General features: G+C 35.9%; 16 protein-coding genes and 2 pseudogenes. All 18 read right to left on the reverse strand.

Features of this window, described 5'->3' with window-relative positions:
- Positions 1-9: 9 nt before the first annotated feature.
- Positions 10-384, reverse strand: coding sequence for an ISAzo13-like element transposase-related protein (locus tag MSBRM_RS04235; protein ID WP_052712691.1), 375 nt, complete (start codon positions 382-384; stop codon positions 10-12).
- A gap of 90 nt (positions 385-474) precedes the next feature.
- Positions 475-570 (reverse strand): annotated as a pseudogene (locus MSBRM_RS20035) (ATP-binding protein); the annotation flags it as partial.
- A 73-nt stretch (positions 571-643) separates the two neighbouring features.
- On the reverse strand, positions 644-2,437 hold the full coding sequence (gene ltrA, locus MSBRM_RS04240) for a group II intron reverse transcriptase/maturase (protein WP_080943730.1): 1,794 nt from the start codon (positions 2,435-2,437) through the stop codon (positions 644-646).
- 539 nt (positions 2,438-2,976) lie between these two features.
- Positions 2,977-3,657 (reverse strand): annotated as a pseudogene (istB, locus tag MSBRM_RS04245) (IS21-like element helper ATPase IstB); the annotation flags it as partial.
- A complete protein-coding gene (gene istA, locus MSBRM_RS04250; protein ID WP_048154708.1) occupies positions 3,654-4,904 on the reverse strand; it encodes an IS21 family transposase in 1,251 nt (416 codons plus the stop codon). The pseudogene istB and the gene istA, both read right to left, overlap by 4 nt.
- Before the next feature lie 72 nt (positions 4,905-4,976).
- On the reverse strand, positions 4,977-5,285 hold the full coding sequence (locus MSBRM_RS04255; RefSeq protein WP_048154711.1) for an ISAzo13-like element transposase-related protein: 309 nt from the start codon (positions 5,283-5,285) through the stop codon (positions 4,977-4,979).
- A 108-nt stretch (positions 5,286-5,393) separates the two neighbouring features.
- Complete coding sequence (locus tag MSBRM_RS04260; RefSeq protein WP_048154714.1) at positions 5,394-6,884, reverse strand: flippase; 1,491 nt, start codon at positions 6,882-6,884, stop codon at positions 5,394-5,396.
- 221 nt (positions 6,885-7,105) lie between these two features.
- Entirely contained in the window at positions 7,106-8,170 is a 1,065-nt protein-coding gene (wecB, locus tag MSBRM_RS04265) for a non-hydrolyzing UDP-N-acetylglucosamine 2-epimerase (protein ID WP_048154717.1), read from the reverse strand.
- Between the two features lie 31 nt (positions 8,171-8,201).
- On the reverse strand, positions 8,202-9,491 hold the full coding sequence (locus MSBRM_RS04270; RefSeq protein WP_141706463.1) for a glycosyltransferase: 1,290 nt from the start codon (positions 9,489-9,491) through the stop codon (positions 8,202-8,204).
- A 14-nt stretch (positions 9,492-9,505) separates the two neighbouring features.
- Positions 9,506-11,326, reverse strand: coding sequence for a hypothetical protein (locus MSBRM_RS04275; protein ID WP_069575336.1), 1,821 nt, complete (start codon positions 11,324-11,326; stop codon positions 9,506-9,508).
- Positions 11,327-11,438: 112 nt separating this feature from the next.
- Positions 11,439-12,605: a glycosyltransferase family 4 protein gene (locus tag MSBRM_RS18695; protein WP_176722151.1), complete on the reverse strand. Its 1,167-nt coding sequence runs from the start codon at positions 12,603-12,605 to the stop codon at positions 11,439-11,441.
- A 40-nt stretch (positions 12,606-12,645) separates the two neighbouring features.
- A complete protein-coding gene (locus MSBRM_RS04285) occupies positions 12,646-12,981 on the reverse strand; it encodes a hypothetical protein (RefSeq protein WP_141706464.1) in 336 nt (111 codons plus the stop codon).
- A 5-nt stretch (positions 12,982-12,986) separates the two neighbouring features.
- Entirely contained in the window at positions 12,987-14,117 is a 1,131-nt protein-coding gene (locus MSBRM_RS04290) for a glycosyltransferase family 4 protein (protein ID WP_048154730.1), read from the reverse strand.
- A 361-nt stretch (positions 14,118-14,478) separates the two neighbouring features.
- Positions 14,479-15,426 (reverse strand): glycosyltransferase, encoded by a 948-nt coding sequence (locus MSBRM_RS04295; RefSeq protein ID WP_048154733.1) that lies wholly within the window; start codon positions 15,424-15,426, stop codon positions 14,479-14,481.
- Positions 15,427-15,784: 358 nt separating this feature from the next.
- The gene (locus MSBRM_RS20040) at positions 15,785-15,949 is read right to left on the reverse strand and encodes a hypothetical protein (RefSeq protein WP_155400453.1); all 165 of its coding nucleotides are present in this window, start codon (positions 15,947-15,949) and stop codon (positions 15,785-15,787) included.
- 31 nt (positions 15,950-15,980) lie between these two features.
- Positions 15,981-16,973, reverse strand: a complete 993-nt coding sequence (locus MSBRM_RS04300; RefSeq protein ID WP_048155834.1) for an IS701 family transposase — start codon at positions 16,971-16,973, stop codon at positions 15,981-15,983.
- A gap of 84 nt (positions 16,974-17,057) precedes the next feature.
- Entirely contained in the window at positions 17,058-18,110 is a 1,053-nt protein-coding gene (locus MSBRM_RS04305; protein WP_052712693.1) for a glycosyltransferase, read from the reverse strand.
- A gap of 6 nt (positions 18,111-18,116) precedes the next feature.
- Positions 18,117-19,118 (reverse strand): NAD-dependent epimerase/dehydratase family protein, encoded by a 1,002-nt coding sequence (locus MSBRM_RS04310; RefSeq protein ID WP_048154736.1) that lies wholly within the window; start codon positions 19,116-19,118, stop codon positions 18,117-18,119.

Below are 19,118 nucleotides of genomic sequence, written 5' to 3' on the forward strand. Positions count from 1 at the left end.
TTCAAGTTTTCATTTCTGGAATTGCTCTATAATTCCATTTTCCCAGATAATCATCAAATACAATTTCATATTTTCCTTGAAGTTTTCACTTACTTTTCTTGCTGTTGCATAAACTTTATCCTTAATCGTCGAAACCACTTTCAGTCCTGTTGATGTAGAAGTCTTATCAATAAGGCTTTTAACCACATCAAGACTGCTGAAAACGGCACCCTTACAGGCAGCCGTTACATGGCAGAATAACTTATGTTCAATTGGATTATATTTCGAAGTGTATGGTGGATAGTGAGCCATTCGAATTTCAATTCCAATTTCATTTACCAGCTTTTGTAAGTCTTCCTTGAAAATATAATGTCTACTTGAGTTGCTTCCACCACCATCTGTCAACGGCGGTTTACTTTTCCCCACTTTTGGCGGTTTAGAATTCCCCACCTATTGATATAAAGTTTACTCAATTTTTCATGAATTAACTCAAAATCACTGGCACATATTTCCTGTTTTTATTCCCTGTTTTTTCCTCTCTTTCAGTCTGTAACTTTCTCCTTTGATATTAATTGTAGTACAATGATGGAGGTCAGCTAAGTAGGGGAGATTACTCTCCCTTTCTCGCCTAAGAACTGTACGTGAGACTTTCACCTCATACAGCTCAAGCATCTTCTAACCCTTGTGTTGGGCAGCAGTTATTTGATTTGGAGTTAGTTGCGTGGTATTGTCTATGACAGTGTGCATGCAAATAGATTAAGTTGTATGTTCTGTTATCTTCGTGGCTTCCATTCTTGTGATGTAGAGGTCTTTCTACTGCATCAGTATTAATGTCAATTGGAAAATTGCAGATAGGACATATGCCTTCTTGGTTATCCCACACTTTCCTGAATTTTCCTGAAAGCTTTCTTAAGCCTTGATTGTATTTGCGTTCAGCATAGTATCCTTTGTCGAGGTAAGGGTTTATACCTAATGTTAGTTTGATGTGTCTAACTATCTTTTTATTTGATAAAAGCTTCAGTTGGTTTGTTTCAGTTGAAAATACCCAATGTCTTGCTCCCTTGGTATGCCAGTATTTCCGACTTATCCAGTGATGGGATCTACCTGGGTGTCTTCTCTTGGCCCACTTCCATGTCATACTCCAGATTCTTTTATCCATTTCAGAGAATATTTCTTTGGATACCACGCCTTGATGGTAATTAGACCATCCAGTTATGATTGGGTTAAGAGTTTGGATTAATTTTTCTTGTGTCCAAGGTTTGCCATTCTTGATGACATCACTGATTTTCTCAGTGACTTTCTGAATGGATTTTTTGGATGGTTTGATAAGAAGCTTTCCTTTGTATTTTCTGAAATTCCAGCCTAAAAAGTCAAAACCATCGTTAATATGGGTAATTAGTGTTTTTTCTTCCGATAATTCCAGACCTTTATCTTTTAGGAATATTTTAATCAGTTCTTTGGCTTCTTCCGCTATTTCCTCAGTTTTTGCAGTAACAATGAAGTCATCTGCATACCTTACAAAATTTACGTTATGTTTATCACGTTGAAATTTTGTTATTCTTCCACTTTTTCCGCGATGATATTTATTTGCCAATATACCTTCAATCCCATCTAAGGTCATATTGGCAAGAATTGGGGATATGATACCACCTTGCGGTGTACCTTTTTTGGTCGGAAAGAGGTTTTGTTTAAAAACGAAGCCTGCTTTAAGGAATTGTTTAAGAACTGATTTGTCCATTGGAATATTGTCAAGTAACCATTGGTGACTAATGTTATCGAAGCAACCTTTTATATCTCCTTCCAGTATCCAGGATGCAGAGAACTTTTGACATGTGCATCCAAATATTTGTTCGCATGCGTCATGTGTACTTCTGAATTTTCTAAATCCAAAAGAGTGTTTGTCTGCCGTAGCTTCTGAAATCGGGTTAAGTGCTAATGCATATAATGATTGCATAGCTCTGTCGTACATGGTTGGGATACCTAAAGGTCGTTTCTTTGACTTCCCATATTTTTCAATATGAACTCTTTTTAATGGTTTGGCTTTATATCTTCTGTTAGTTAGACTAAGGGAGGCTTTCATCTTGGCGTCGGGAGTTTTCCACAATTCACCATCGATTCCTGCCGTTTTCTTACCTTTGTTCTGAATTACCTTTCTGACAGCTAACAATTTGGCGTAGAAAGAGTGGGTTAACAAATAGCTTAATCTTTTAACTAAGTTCCATTTGCCTTTAAAAACCGCTTTCGTAATCCTGACTTGTAGCCTATTAACATGTGTTTCAACTGCTTTCCAATTGATATTGTTCCATCGAAATTTCAGTTGTTTGTTAGTGAGCTTCTCGTTGATTGGTTCAGCTTGTTCACTATAACAGCCAGTCTCTCTGTTTGTTTTATTCCATAAGAGATTGACAGCAAGTGTTTCTGCTTTCTGAATCAGCGTATTTGAATGACTCCCTTTCATAGGACATACTTTCATTCTTACGTTTTGATACCATAGAGTAAGTCAGCATCCTTTCGGATTAGGGCAAATTTGGAACCCCTATACAATTGATTACAAATTGTCATTCGCTTGCTACTCCCTTCCTCTACCCTCTATGTCATTGTTATCCTTTGCAGGATTCCTACCCTAGGGAACATATAGGGCTTACCAAGTTCTATAACATGAATAATTATGAATACCTTAGAAGCCATCTCTAAGCCGAGAGTTCTTTGTCCATTTCCCATTACGTCGAATAAGCCATAATGGTCTGACTCTTCACCTTTTGGTTCAAGTGTATCAGTCTAATTTCACTTGTCACTTGTTACGACTCTTACAATGGTTCACATTACGTTCTTCATAGTATTCTTATCCTAACAGATGATTTAGATTAGACTTCCAAATTTCTCCATATTGTCCTATGAGCTTCACACCTTGACGTTATCATCAACGCATGTCATAGTAGGATTATCCCAAATGGAAGGGATAGCATTTCTGCAATTCATGCTTTAGCTTTCTTGTCGCACTATTCTATCAAGTACAGCAGCCGCTATTACATGGTCCTTGAATATCTCTCCCCATTCTCCATATGACTTATTCGACGTAAATATGGTTGAACTCTTTTCATAACGTCTGGAAATCAACTGAAACAAACAGTGAGCTCCTTCTTCATCAAATGGGAGATAACCCATTTCATCAATGATCAGCACTTTAAATTTCATCAAGCCTTTGAGCTTTTTCTCAAGTATTCCTTCCCGATTTGCTATTTTTAACCTCTCAATAAGGTTTCCTGTATTGGTAAAGTAAACCGAAATGCCTGCTTTTACTGCTTCAATCCCAAGAGCAATTGCAAGGTGAGACTTTCCAACTCCAGGAGGACCGAGCAAAACAACATTCTCTGCATTATGAGCAAATCTTAAGGTTGCAAGGTCTTCTATGACTTTTTTATCAATAGATGACTGAAACTCAAAATCGAATTCTTCAAGTGTCTTTTTCACAGGAAAAACAGCACTTTTCATTCTCCTTTCCATTGCAGCAGATTCCCTGTGTTTCTTTTCCTGTTCAAAAAGATAATCAAGGACTTCCATTGTTGTCTTGCTGTCTCTTGCAGCAATCTCAAGGCAGTTGTCCAGAAGATCTTCAATAGTATTCAGTTTTAGGTACTGCAAGTTAGTGTGAAGTCTCTCATAGCTGAAATTATTCATTCTAAACCACCATCACTGAATGTTTCATAGACATCGAGAGACCTCTTTTCAACTTCAAGACCTGAAAACTTCAACAGAATATGTGGACTCTTCTTACATTTTGAATTCTCGTTAAGAATCTCACTCAGAAGACCCTTGAAATGTTCTTTTTTCCTGGTAACTCTGCAGTTACCTGGAAGAATTTCATGTTCACAGACCTTCTCATAATCAACATAGACCTCGAATTTTCCTTCAAAGATCTGAAGCTTTGCAGTTCTTCCTGCAAACTTGTAAGGAACAGAATACTTATTTCCAAGATAAGAAATATAACAGTCTCTTGAGATCTTTCTGGTTTCTGTCTTAACAACTTTGTATCTGGGAACTTGATTCAAAAGGTTCAGTTTCTCTTTTTCATTCTTAAAGCGCTCAAGAGGGATTTCATGAGTTGTTCCATGTATACTTGAATTCACTCTCTTTAACCACTCAAGAGCCTGATTATTCAGGCTCTCAAGAGAGCTGAATTCTCTTCCAAGGAAAAAATCCCTCTTTACGTATCCAATAGTGTTCTCAATTTTCCCTTTTGTCTGAGGTCTATATGGCCTGCATAAGCGAGGAATGAATCCATAATGCTTGAAGAAATCCTCATACTGTGAGTTCCATTCTGAATCTGAGGATTTCATTGCTCTCTTTATTACAACTTGTTTCATGTTGTCGTACAGAATTTCCTGTGTACATCCACCAAAGTATTGAAATGCATTCAAATGGCACTGAATTAATGTAAAAGTGTCAATGCTCAGTGTACATTCGACATATCGCATTCTTGAGTATCCAAGAATCATGCTAAAACAGAAAAGTTTTTTGAGTTTTCCATCGACTTCAACCGTTCCTAATTCTCCCCAGTCAACCTGAGCCTGAACACCTGGTTTTGTCTCATATCGGAGTACCGCAGGTACTCCCTGTTTAGGTCTGACTGTTCTCACAAAATCCTTAACGATGGTTTCTCCACCATCAAAACCCATTTTCTGTATTTCACGAAAGAGGCGAGCTGCAGTATAGTGTTTTTCATTAATCTTTTCGAGTAAGTAAGGTTTATACGGATCAAGTTTGCTCGGTCTTGGCGGACGTTTCTGGGGTTCGGGTAAGGTTTTCAGCTGAAGATATTTTCTTACAGTTTTTCTGTCATAACCTGTTCTTTCAGAGATTTCGCTTATGTTCAAGCCTTGTGAATACAAATCTCGTATCAATAACCATTCCTCCATTTTCAGCATTATCCACAATCCTCGAACTTTTCTCAAGGATTGGGAATTGGGGAATTTCAAACCGCCGAAAATGAGGAATTCTTAACCGCCGTTGACACCATCTGCCAAAACTAAAATGCTGTTTGCCTTGAGGTAATTTATCTTGCCGTAATTTTCCCACCAGTATTTAATGCAGTCACAACAAAATTCACTCGTATCCTTACTGGCTCCTAAAGTGATGTAGCCTTCATTACGTTTCATATCGTATATGCCATGTGGAATTACAACGCCATTTGAAAATGTATTGAAGTCGTGATCATATACTTTTACCGTTCCAGTACAATAAAATTTACAATTTTGATTAGGACAGGAGACATCAGTGAATTTTGGTTTAGGTCCTCGTTTTCCCATAAACTACAATTATATTAGTTTTATTATATAATACCAACTAAATAATAAAGGAGCACCAATTTTTAAAATAATGCAATTATTTTTTGAAATGGAGCAAAATACAAATTTTCATCTAAATAATACATAGTTAATTTTTTTGAAAAGCATATTTCTGATATTAATACAAAAGTCTTTTACTATATTTAAGTCATGTCTACTAATCCCTTTGATCAGAATCATTATCGTAAGATAAACGAATGCACCCATTAATACTGAGCCGAAAAGGCCCATAATATTAGAAGGATTTAAACAAGAAATAACTCCTAACATAATTGAAGAGGCCATGACACTTCTCAAAATAAAACCAAAATTTAGATTGAATTCAATATATTTATAAGAAACAAGGATACAGATTATTACCATTAATGTGTATGAAATTAAAGTGGCAATTGCTGCTCCAACAATGCCAATTGATGGAATCAACAAAAAATTAAAAACTATGTTTAACAAGGCAGCAAAGATATGGATATACAAATTGAATTTTGTTTTTTTTACAAGATGTGTAATATTGATAACTATCTGAAAAATACCTGATAAAAGTCCTGATAAGGCAATAAAAGGAATAACAATACTACCTGAAATGAATTCATGTGTTGTAAGAATTTCCAACATAGGCTTTGCAAGTGCAGATAATCCAAAAACAGCAGGAATCGCTATTAAAAGGAAATATTTCATTGAATAACTTAAATAAACCTTCACTTCATCGATTTTCCCTTCATCAAATAAACGTGAAAGTTCTGGAAACAAGATGAATTGGAGAGGTGTAATAAACAAAAGAATAAGATTTCCAATAGCATATGAAGCTGAATAAATTCCAACTTGGCTTAATCCTAGGAAATAACTGACCATATACCTATCACTTGAATCGGTGATCCATCTGATGAGAGAATTTGGAGTCAATGGTGCAGAGTATTTTAAATACTCTTCAATCTGATTAAATTTGGGGATTCTAAAACCTATCTGTGATACGATTTTGTAAATAGAGATTATGAACAATAATCCCTGAACAATTAGTACAGCTGATATAACTTCAAACAAGCCGAATCCCATTAAGAGAAATGATAAAATCAAAGTTAGTTGCCCGAATGTCTGAAATAAAGTTAAAAAGGCAAATGTTTCGGTCTGTCGGGATACTCTAAAATAAAAAAGTGAAATTTGATTAATTGCACTTAAAAAAACCAAAAAAGCTCCCACTTTTATGAAATCTGAGGTACTTATATCTTTGAATATACTTGCAGCCAAGAAATCAGATAATAGAAATACCACTATAGATACTAATAATCCGGTGAAAGCAACAAAAAACAGTACAGAAAAAAATCCTTCCCTTATTTTTTCGTTGTCTTTTTCCGAAGAGAGAAATCTTACAACTCCCATAGATAGGCCCATAAGAGCGAGAGGAGATAAAAGAGACACAGTAATATTTATTTGTGCCCAAATCCCATAATCATAAGACCCCAGCGTTTTTGTGATTACTGGAAGCAAAAAGAAGCCACTCAGCCCTATTAAGGCCTGAGTAATTCCTATAAGCCCAACATCTTTTATAAATTTGGTATTTGCCATAAAATCACATTTTTAAAAGATACAATAAAAATAAAATAATTAGAGATTTTGGCAGTTCCATAATTCGTTTTTGGATATTCACGTATTAAAATTAGATCTCATCCCAAAACTAAAATTGCGTCTCAGAATCTTGGATTTATGTAATTAATCGAGCTTCGGATCAAGGAAATAACTCTGATAATTCTTATTGATGTGGAAAATTGGTTTCGGGATAAGCTCTTTCAAAAATGCTCATTTAGAATATCACAAATATCTTCACATGCATTTCCGGTTCCAAAAATATCATTTTTTATTTCAGCTCCTTCAAAAGTTAAAATGGCATTCTTGATTTTCTCATAATCAGCTCTAACAAGCACATTCCATCCATCCTTTACAGTCTCAACCCACTCGGTATTATCTCTCATAGTTATGCAGGGAACCCCAAGCATATACGCTTCTTTCTGCACCCCTCCTGAGTCTGTGAGGATTTTTCTAGAATGAGTCATGAGTTTTAACATTTCTAAATATCCAAGGGGAGGAATGACCTTTACATTTTCACATAATTTATTCCATAGTCCGTATTGCTTCAGATATTTCTCAGTTCTTGGGTGCACCGGAAACACAATAGGAATATCAACATCACAAAAGGCATTAATTATAAATGAAAGATTCTTGAAACTGTCGGTATTCGAAGCTCGATGAACAGTTGCAACCAAATATTCTTTTGAGGTTAGTCCTAAATTTTCTAAAATCGCGGATTTTTCTTCTGCAATATTTATATTGTATTCCAGGGCATCAAGCATCACATCTCCAACACTATACACTCCAGATGTGATTCCCTCATTTTTGAGGTTTAAGACTGCCGTTTCTGTGGGGCAGAAGAGCAGGTTCGAGACATGGTCTGTGAGTACTCTGTTAATTTCTTCTGGCATAGACTGGTCAAAGGAACGAAGTCCAGCTTCCACATGGGCAACTTTGATGTGTAGTTTGGAGGCTGCAAGAGCTCCTGCAAGAGTGGAATTTGTATCTCCGTATATCAGGACAAAGTCAGGTTTTTCTTTGAGAAGGATCTTTTCGATTTCAATAAGCATTTTTCCTGTTTGTTCGCCGTGACTACTTGAGCCTACACCCAGATTGTAGTCAGGTTCAGGGATCTGTAATTCTTTGAAGAATATGTCGGACATTTTGGGGTCATAGTGCTGGCCAGTGTGCACAAGGATTTCTGTGTGTTCTTTACGGATTGCGCGGGAGAGAGGGGCGCATTTGATAAATTGGGGGCGGGCGCCGATGACTGATAGGATTTTCATGATACTGCCTCGTGTAATAATCAAGTTATAATTAATAATCCACTTTTATAAAATTGTCAAGAATATCTGCAAATTTTCTTGCCATTTCTTTTTGGCTGTACTTCTCTATTTTTGAGTTATTTCCTTTATATGAAACCTGACCATTTAATTTGTATTCGGTATAATATTTAATAATAGTATTCTTTATATCTTCAACAGAGGAGACAAAGTATCCAGTTTCAGTTTCCTCTAATAAATCATTTACAACACCTTTTGGACCCCCGATTGCTAAGATTGGCCTTTTTGATGCAAGATATTCAAAAAGTTTTCCAGTATACACTCCTATTTCTGAGGGATGATCCCAAAGTAAAAGCAACAACAATTGTGATTCTTTCTGCTTAACTAATGATATATCTCTGGAGACTAAACCATTATGAGATATAATATCTTGAAGACTATATTTTTTAATTTCTTCCTTAATCCATTCTTCTTTTGGTCCATAAAAGCGAATTTCAATATTCTTTCGATCTATTTTTTTTTCTTTAATTAGTTCATTCAAGGCATTAAATAGTTTTGAAGGATCTCTTTTTCCATTATAAAGGCTTCCTGTATATGTAATTGTAAATTTATTTGAAAGACTTATATTTGTATTAATAGATTCCTCCAGATCATATCCATTTGGGATTGAATATACGGATTTTCTATTATGAAATTTTCTAAGATTTGAAGCTAAATTACTGGATACTGTAGTTATAGCATCCGAGGCTGCCAATGTTTTAAGTTCTAATCTTTTATCAAATACTTTCCGTATTTTACTATGTGTACAGTAATGGTTTTGAGTCCAAAGATCACGTAAGTCTGCAATCCATGGAATGTTATATTTTTCGCTCAGATCATGAGCAATTATATGAGATATTATGGGAGAAGAACTGCTAATTATTGCATCAATTTTTTCATTGGTTAAGAGCTCATCTCCTATTTTAAAAGCATCAGAATACCATTTTTTTTGGTTGTCTGGATATGTTATAATTTCTGTAATAAAATTAGATAATAAATATAAAAATGTTTTTTTATCCTTTAGAGTAGATCTACCTAATTGCCCTTTGAAGGAACTTTTTGGATTAAGCCCAAACATATTTTTAAATGAATTTATACTGTCATATTCACAATACGGAGTTCTTACAATGGTATATTTCAAGGTAAAATTATCAGGCGAATTTTTTGTTAAGATGACAGGCTCCCAGCCAAAATCTGGAAGATATTTTGCCAGTCCGTTAATTCTTAAACCACCTATTGCAGGATCTGGGGGGAAATAATATGAAACAATTAATACTTTTTTCATAATATCACTTTTTCTCACTTTTTTCCGTTTATATAGAAAACTTCGACTCCTTTGCTAGAATAGATTTTATCCAAGGATACATCAAAGTTTAATTTTTCAAAATCTGAAGGGATCCACCTAATTTCAGCCATTTCTGGAAATACGTCTTTGTAAATCAGCTTATCTTTCTCATTAATTGTCATATACAAACTTTGATTATAATGATTTGAAAGTGTAGATTTATTGTCATATCCAAAATGATAAGGAATCCTTAAATAGCGTGGTATGTACCAGTATAATTTTTGCAATTTTTTTTGTTTGGAAGTTAAAAGAAGGTCGCCAAACCTAATTGGTTCAAAGTTTATTCCTGTTATTTCTATATCCAAATTTCGATTCTCAAAAAGCCAATTCATACCATGTACTTCAGATTGTGTCGTTTGAAAATTGCTTCCTAAAATATATGGAGAAGGATATAGAGTTAATATTGTATTAATCCACACGATAAATAACAAAAAAACAAGTCCTATTAAACCATAAATATATGTTTTTTTATTTTCAGTTTTTATCTTTTTAATGAAATAATATAATAAATATCCAATAAACATTGTGGAAATGGTTGTCGTGTATGTAACCATTCTTAAGGGATCAAAGGGCAAGTTGGAGAAATAAATAATTAATATCAAGAAGCATATAATGAATAAAGGACCAAAAAGCGAGAATAAATTATTATATTCTTTATTTTTATTTTTCCAAACAATTGGAAATGAGACAATAGCTACCAAAACATATAGAAGAGATCCACCCATTTTCTTTAAAACTTGCTCAGTTACATTATAGCCATATCCTTTAGCATAATTTATATTACTAGCTAATTCTGTGACTTTTAATGGTCCTCCTTCACTTACCAACATATTGATATTTCTAATGGTCGATTCCCATACATAAAAAGATGAAATCCAAGTAATACTCCAAACAAATAGTAAAAAAAGTAGGGTTATTTTTAATCTTAAAGAATATCTACTTTTGATTGCAGTACTTCTGGTGTTCTTTTTAGCGTATATATACCCTGGTAAAAATAACGTACTGATCAGTACAAAACAGGTTAATATTGGAACTGGATGTAATATCGGATACATAAAAGCCATTATCACAACTAAAATTTCCCATCTTACATCATTGACTGAAATGACTTTTAGTATTATAAACATTACTAGTGGGAAATAAAGGTTAGCGCACGCGTTTGGAGTGAAGTTTAAATACCAGCTATTAACCAAAGTAGTACTAGCTAACGTTGATAATATAATTTCTCTCTTATCTCTAAAAATAATCTTTGAAAGTATATACATAAAAGGAACATATAATATCCCAAAAAATAAAGGTAATAGTTTAGAGATTAATAATATATTTATATTTGAAATACAATAAATTTGAGTTGAAAATATATGTAATATTGGATAAATTATATCTTTTGAAACATGGGAAGTAAGAATAATTTGTTTAATCCACCCGATATGTGAAGCAGGGTCTCCACTCATACACCAGAGATAATAACCTCTAATAATGAATAATGAAATAAAAGTAATATAGCATAAATAAATTATGAGAAGGCCTATTTTCCAGAGATATTTACCTAATTTAACATCACATATTTGGGACAAAACAATAAAAACTCCGCATACAGTCGAAAGCAATAAAATAAACCATACTATGAGTGGAGTAGATCTATAAATTGAAGATTCATAACCTGTTGCCGGAGTGTTATGAGCGATTAGAAGTGCTACTGGAAGCAAAGAAAAGCAAATAATCAAAACGACTTTGAATAGTCGATCATTTTTATGTATGGTGAGTTCATTCATAACTATCAATAACTCTCACAAAGAAGATCAATTTACTAAAAATTGCATTCTTTTTTCCATAATCGAACATTTAATCAATAATGTACATCTGATCTTAATTGACTGAACATGACTACTCAATGTTTTGAAGAATTTCCCTCCAGTTTTCCACGGTTTTTTCAAACGAGAAATTCTCCTCTACAAACCGCTTCCCGTTTTCTGCAATCTGCTCCAAGTCCGGAAAATTCAGCGCCCGAATTACATTTTCCACAATGCACTCAGGCGAGTTATTCTCCATAATGAATCCGTTTTTCCCGTCTATTATAACATCCGGTATCGCCCCGACCGACGTCGCGAGCACCGGGGTCCCGCAAGACATCGCCTCAAGCATGATGTTCGGGAGCCCCTCGGTGTAGGAGGGGAGGACGAGGAGCCGGAGCTGGTTAAGGTAGTTAGGGAGGGCATCGTGAGAAATCCAGCCCGGAAAATCAACTCGCTTGTAAAGCTCATTTTGTTCGAGAAAAGTCTTGATTTCGCTGTAGAGTGAACCATCTCCTGTAATAGTAACATGAAGGTCTGGACATCTCAAAGTTATATCCGGTAAAGCTGTAACAAAATTAAAGACGCCCTTTTCTCGACTAAGGCGGCCTACATAGCCGATACAATAAGGTCTATTGGCAAAATTGTGGGTTTGCCTAAAATTACCGTCCATGAAGAACAAGTGACCATTTCCTATGACTTTGTTAAGAGGAAGATTCATAAAGAGAGCAACATTAGGCGATTCTACGCCAATATATGTAGCTGCATTGAAAGTCAATAGTTCCAGTACCCTCTCTGATAAATAATAGTAATATCTCTTATAGAACGTGGCAGTCTTATAGATCATACGAGTGTTAGTAGAGCCAGATGCCACTGCGGTTAGAACTGATGTTTTTCTAAGAAACTTAGCTGTAATAGTAGGTAATAACAAAGTGCCAGATAACATAAACGCAGGACCGTCAAAATGCTTGCATATCCTTATCAAAAGGAGAGATATTTTTATTTGGGCAATAATCTGAGAGATAGTTTTATAAAAAATATTTCCCTCCTTTTGATGAGTATTTACATCTAAGATCCTTATTTTGCTATCAAATCCCATATCATCTGAAAAATTACCTGTTATAAGAAATATTTCATTCACAAGTGGTGAGAGAATCCTTAAAAAATTGTTTATGATAGTGTAGTAACTTCCAGAACGGGATAGAAGAGGGAATGTAACAATGCAAATATTCAGTTTTTGAAGATTTTTTGATTTAACCATGAATATATCACCCATCAATAGTTCCATGAGAGCCGCAAAGCTAAGAGCATCTCAAAACCTCTTGAATAATACGTTCTCCTGCTCTCCCATTCCCAAAAGGATTTATGACCTTCCCATTGCTAGCATCTTCCTCGTACGGCTTAACATTATACATTAGGATCGGCTCCTGCGAGAGGTTCGCCCCAAACTTAATCGTATCCGGCTTTTCTGTGTTATACCACAGAGTAACACAGGGCAAGCCGAGAATGCAGCACTCCTCCTGCAGGCTCTCAAGTCGGTCAAATACGTCAACTCCTCCTATCTTCTGACTCATTTTGAGTTTTCCTCTCGTACAATCTGTGTCGTTACTGTTCAAGGTGGCGAATATGCGTCGCACATGCCCTATCTTCTCTCAGGATCCAGTCTCCTATAAACTTCAAGCAACCTCTCCTCCATAATTTCCCAGCTGTACTTAGTCGCATAGGCTTTCCGTCCATTCTTACCAAGGCGTTTACATAGTGTGGGATCGTTTTTGAGCGTAAGAATTGCATGCTTGATAGCGTCAACGTTCCCATACGGTACGACAAGACCACAGTCTTCTTCCCTTACAATTTTGGCCATGCTAGTGTTATCATTTACCAAAATTGGTTTGCTACACATCATGGCCTCAAACAACTTATTGGGACTGGCATATTTATTATTAGGGATGTTTGGATCGTAAAAAGCAAACAGTATATTAGCATTCATCGCCTGGCTGATAATTTCTTGATGTAGAGTCCACTTTAAGTATAATTCAATACTTGGTACATTTTGGCAAATGCTCTTTAAACGAACACCACATGCCTCAGAGCACGGTCCCATAATTATTAATCTAACACCAGAGAGGGTTTTAACCGCCTTACACATAATATCTATTCCTCGATCATCATTGATCCCGCCACCGTAAAAAATGGTGAAGTTTTCTGAAAGAGAATCTGGAACTACGTTATTATTGGAGAATGTATCTGGTGGTGCATTAACGATAGTTACAACGTTTTCATTATTTGAAAGACCAATCTGCTCTCTTCGCGAATCATCGGGTATAATAACAACATCTGCAAATCTCATAAGGAAACGATCAGTCTTCGCAAAAAAAATCCGGGAAATCTTTGGGAATATGGGGAATCTGATCATATCTGCGTAGAAATCAAAGATGTCATATATAATTGGCTTTTTTGTAATCCTTGTCATGATAAGTGCTGGAGCAAAAGTATCAAAGTCTGCGGCATGTATGATATCCCATTTTTCACTTAGCAATTGAAAAATAATATAAAGCCACCAGATGGGCAAATAAAAACAGACCTTGAAGCTGTCTGGTGAAACAGCTAATTTAAATCTCTTTACCCGACATATGCAAGATCGTTGAATTTCGCTGATTCTCCCCCTGTCCCAAACTAGCAATGTTACATCATATCCCGATTCTATGAGACCTCTGGCCTCTTTTTCCAATCTTGCATCTGGATATTGAGATCTTAGCATAATTATGTTTTTCATGATTCACCTCAATCCTAAATTACTCTCAGCTTATGATTGGCCTGATAGATTGCATCAATTGTTTTTTATACTGTGATACTTTTTCTTTCGAAAGGATCATTGAATTGATTGGCCTTGAAAGGTGTATTCAACAATGTCAGTAGAGCTCCGAGAGTGGAAGATCTTCCTTCATTCCCATATATCTCTTTAAATTCTCGCTTTGCTATATTGATCGAGTCTCCTGTGCTCATCTCAACATTGAGAAGTAATTCTCCTTTAAGGATGTATTAATCAATATTCCGCAGTTTTTTGTACTGTAAACTCCCGGAATCTGAGTATTCTAAAGATAGTTACTCGAAATTAACCTTATGAAAATCTACGTTTAGCGTTCTTTCATACCAACCATATAGGTATACCCATATGCGAGTAACCTTATGGACACATACACAGGATAGAGATACCAAGAAAGATCTCTTTCTACAATAAGACCATGAAGCATTCCTTTTACTCCAAGGACAATCTGTTCGTAAAATACCTCGTATGGCGAGAGATTCATTAACTGAAAACCAGTTTTCGTGAAGGTTTTCGCGCCGATGAACTGCTTTCTCGCGAATACCTTTAAAGATGGCATAGTGTCATGATATAGAGGATCTTGAATATACACAACTTTATATTTCCTGTCTTTGAGTTTTTGGGCCCAATCAAAATCTTCACCCCAGTGGATCGATCTATTGACACCCCCAATATCCTCAATCGCTCTCCGAAGATAAAGCGAATTTCCTCCACCATACAGGCCGCGCCTTTTCTTGATTCGATCTTCGATTATCAATTTCCAATGGTTAAAGTAAAGATGAACAACCGGACCTCCATCAGGAGGTGCTATATTTTCTGGCCAGACCGTGCGCACTCGATCGTCATAATTGAAGCATTCAACTGCGTTACGGAGCCAGTTGTTATGGGGAATAATGATATCTGAGTCAAAAAGCGCTACAATCTCGCCAGTTGCCTTTTCAACTCCCGTTTGTCGTGCACTCCCCAGGAGTCCTGAATCGAAGAATATTTTACTGGTATATTTTTTAGCTATTTCGATTGTCTTATCTTTTGAATTTCCGTCTACAATGATAATCTCGACACTTGGGTAATCCTGATTGGCAATGCTACTAAGGCACTTTTCTATAGTATCTTCGTTATTCAGTGTTGGAATACAAAAAGATACTTTTGGTAGATTATTTAAGTCAATAATACTTCCATTCTGTTGCAATTCCGGCGATTCTACGATGATATATTCATCGTCATATGGAAAATCTGTGATAGCTGGATTTTCTACCATCAATTATTCACTCCAGGTACTTTTTGAGAACTTTCGACAGATGATGCTATAAGATGTCCACCTACCCGGCATCCCCCTTCCTTGCCCAGCGCCTGCTGGAAGATGCTCGTCGATCGCTCCTAACTCAGTGATTTAACGAAATTTCTTGCTATCTTCCTCCCAGGTTCTATATCCTCAGTCTCGGTAAGCTCCATTGATTTTTCGAGGACCGCATTAGCCGATTCCGCATAGAGAGCTCCGTTCATCTCGCCAAACTTCTTTATGCGGTTCGGGAGACTCGTCGCAATTTTCTCCTAATAACTCCCGTTATGCACTATGAGCAATTATGTTAATTTCAAGCGTAAACTATGGTAGTATTTTATAACAAAGACTTTAAATTATTATCAAATTTTTCAGTAATACTATCCCAACTTAAATCATGCACATAAGAATATGCTTTTTCACCTTCAGCTTCGATTTTATTTGTCTTGGCAAGCCCAATTGCTTTTTCTAATGTAGGAGTTACGCAGTTGGCTCCTAGCATATTGTTTTTTCCAAACTTTCAAATATTTGAATTAATTTAACGTGTATTGGGGATTCCTTAAGTATTCTGTCACTGCCACTCTTCTAATTTTCATAGCACTTTCAAACCAGGATATTCCACTTTTGATTCTTTGTAATTCCAGTCTAAGAAAAGCTCTTAATGAGAACATTATATGTGCTCTTTGTGATTCTTCCTTTCTTGCCTGACATTTTTCGACACCACAGAACTGTTTTATTCCCCTATGATATTCCTCAATTTTCCATGACTTCTTTGCCAAATCTTCACGTTTTGCTTCATCCATCTCTTGCACATCTGTAACCCAGTGTTGCGTGTCTCCATTTTTTGAAACTATCCTAAACACCTTTACAAATCCATATGCTTTGAGGTGAACCACACGTCCTTTTGGAGGAATATCTACTGTTTCAAGTGGCACATTTCCCTTGTTGTCAGGATTTACCAAACGATTATTTTTCAATCTTGTAAGGAAATGCCACTCTTTCTGTCTAATGGCTTTAAGGTTTTTCACACTTGCATACCATGTATCAAATAAAACGAATTTGGGATTAAAACCACGTTCTTCGGCCTTGTCAAGCATATCACGGAAATGGTCATTCTTTGTTTTGTCGTCTACATCGATGTTATAAATTCGAAAATCGATAGGTATAACGGTTGTACCGTCAGTCCAAACTAAGGTAACCAGGCCTATTCCCTTTACAGTACGATGATGTTTTCCACTCCACATACGACGAACAAAAGCAATTTCTTCTGCGTATGGTTTATCTAATGTTGAATCATCAACAATTAGGTATCCTCCCTTAAGCTTGACATAACTTTTTACTTCCTCCCATAGTGCTTCCGTGTCTGGAGGTTGCCTTTGAAGGCAACGAGTAAAAGCATCATGAGAAGGAGCATTAGCTATGTCTGGATAACATCTAGCAGCTTCAGTACAGCTAAAAACGTTAGAAGCCGCAATGAGAAAATTAATGTAGTCAATGTCGGTACACTTAGGTGGATTTATGTCCATAACTCCGTACGTTTTTAGAGAAACACTAAGCCATAAGTATATTTATAAAGATATCAAGTTTTCGGCATTTTAACTGCGTAAGTCCTATAATGTATTAGTTGAATCTTCAATATAATTAATCCCACTGTCAAATCCAAACTCCTTCTGCACCCCAGGAAGGTTAGTTGCAATAATCGGCTTCCCTAAAGCCATATATTCATATAACTTAATCGGGACAACATCCTTCATAATTTCATTTTTATAAGCTGGCAAAAGGCATATATCAGCAGCAGCAATGTGCTCTGGGATTTCTTCAAACGGAATTTTCCCTGTTAATATTAACTTTCCATCCAAGTTTTTTTTGGATCTCATTTTGAGCAGTGGCTTATATAGATCCCCATCGCCGACTATCATTAATTTGATGTTTTCATTCTCATTGGCAGAAAGACTCTCTGCAACTTCCTTCATTCCGGAGAAGTCGTATATCCATCCCATAAAGAATAACAATAGATCATCTTTCTTAACTCCATACTTTGCTCTAATAGATGATCCGTCTACTTTGGGATTGAATTTTTCAAGATCTAAACCTGCTGTAATTATAGATATTTTATTGATATCTCCACCCATTTCAATGATATAGTCTTCTAATCCTTTATTTATGACAAAGATCTTATCTGCGCCTTTAATTGTCTGTTTTTCTAATTGTTTTGCAATTATTTGCATATATTCGCTTGGTAGCAGCTTATGCAAATGATCTATGACATAATATATAAAAGGTATATTGTGCTTTTTTGCTTGTTGCAAACCAATATATGAATTAAGAATACCAAATGCTATTATTACGTCTGGCTTAAACTCTTGAATTTGCCTTTTAATTTCTTTATTGTGAAAATAAGGAATAGTTGCCATATCAAGAATTGGAACTTTGATCATCCCTGGCCTGATAAGAGTAATATCAGCTTCCTTGAATACCTTATAAGCTCTATTGATTTCTTTCCGGCCAGTAAGTACTTTTTTTTCTTTATCTTCTTTCCAGAGAAACTCGTAATCAATTACTCTTATCTTATGACCTTTCAATGCCATTCTATCCATCAGATGATGCTGTTGATGAGGACCTCTTTTAATCCAATCTGTTTCCTGAAGCAGTAAAATATTCATTTAGCATCACCAGAATTCGGCACTTTTCTCAATATTTTCCCAGTTTTCATTAAACCAAATGTGCACATTTTTCAGGCCATCCTCAAATTTCATCTGAGGTTTGTATCCAAGTACTCTATTAGCCTTATCCACACAGGAGAGAAGTTTTGTTTTTACATCCCAGTCTCTGCGTTCTTTGAAAGTAACTGCAGCTTTGTTATTCGTCAATTCATTCACAACTGTTGCCATTTTGATGACCTGGTGGTCAGTCCCGGAACCAAGGTTAAAAGCTTCGCCGATAGCTTCTTCTTCGATACCCATAGCAACCAGACCATTGACGATGTCTCCCACATAAGTCCAGTCTCTTGTTTCCGTTCCTTTGCCTGTAATGGGAAGTGGCATTCCTTTCATTGCCCAGTAGAAAAAGTTTGGAATCACATTTCGATATTTCCCGGGGACTTCTCCTGGCCCATAGGAGTTAAAGAAACGAGCGTTTACAGTAGGCATATTATAAAGGTTGTGGAAATAATTTGTATAAAGTTCACCCAGGAGTTTGGTTACTTGGTAAGGTGTGTGAAGACTTATTGAGATATCCTGCTCTTCAAAAGGCATTTTTGAATCAAGACCATAGACTCCACACCCAGATGAGGAGTAAACAAAACGTTTTACATTAACAAGTTGAGCGTATTGAAGAACTTTGAGAATCCCAATACCATTGATCATAAGATCTTTCTCAGGATTATCAACAGAATTTTGGTTTGCAAAATGAGCAGCGAGATGGAAAACATAGTCAGGTTTTTCTTTAAAGACCCGCTTCAGCAGTTCATCATTCAAAATGCTCCCTTTAACAAAAAAAATATTCTCTGCCTTCGGTATATTCCATTCATAAGAAGAGGAGAGATCATCTAATATGATAACTTTATGCGCATTCATCTCCGAAAGTTTTCGGCAGAGGTTTCCACCAATGGCACCAGCTCCTCCAGTAACAAGTATAGTTTTCCCTTCATAATCATTTGTATAGTCTCTCAT

The organism is Methanosarcina barkeri MS (genome assembly GCF_000970025.1).
GTDB lineage: Archaea > Halobacteriota > Methanosarcinia > Methanosarcinales > Methanosarcinaceae > Methanosarcina > Methanosarcina barkeri.